Origin of the sequence: Caballeronia sordidicola, assembly GCF_000729995.1 — a bacterium.
Classification (GTDB): Bacteria; Pseudomonadota; Gammaproteobacteria; order Burkholderiales; family Burkholderiaceae; genus Caballeronia; species Caballeronia sordidicola_A.
Map to the genome: position 1 here is coordinate 1 of NZ_JNFG01000184.1, position 347 is coordinate 347.

Consider the following 347-nt stretch of genomic DNA (forward strand, 5'->3'; position numbering starts at 1 on the left):
CATCCGCACTTCGATGATCGCGTCGAGCAGGCCTTCCCGGGAACCGAAGTGATACTTGGCCGCTGACCTGTTGGATTGTCCTGCCGCGATCTGCACATCTTTCAGCGTCATCGCAGCAATTCCACGTTCCGCAATGAGTCGCTCTGCTGCGTCGATCATGGCATCACGAGCAGTGGGCTGAGTCACATACACAACATTAAGACTGAAGCATTAATCTGTCAATAGCGCACCCACGGGCGGGCGCCCAAATGGCATTTGCCTCATGCCGCGGTCTGTCAGACCTGCTCTCTAGCTCAGCCGTTCGCGGCGGTCCCGTGTGAGCAGCATCGCGTTGTACTTCGAGTTGA

Annotated in this window: 1 protein-coding gene; it reads right to left on the minus strand. The window is 57.1% G+C overall.

Features of this window, described 5'->3' with window-relative positions; genetic code table 11:
• On the minus strand, window positions 1-159 hold a 159-nt coding region (locus tag FH08_RS54485), incomplete at its 3' end, for a helix-turn-helix domain-containing protein (protein ID WP_031362676.1).
• Window positions 160-347: the final 188 nt, after the last annotated feature.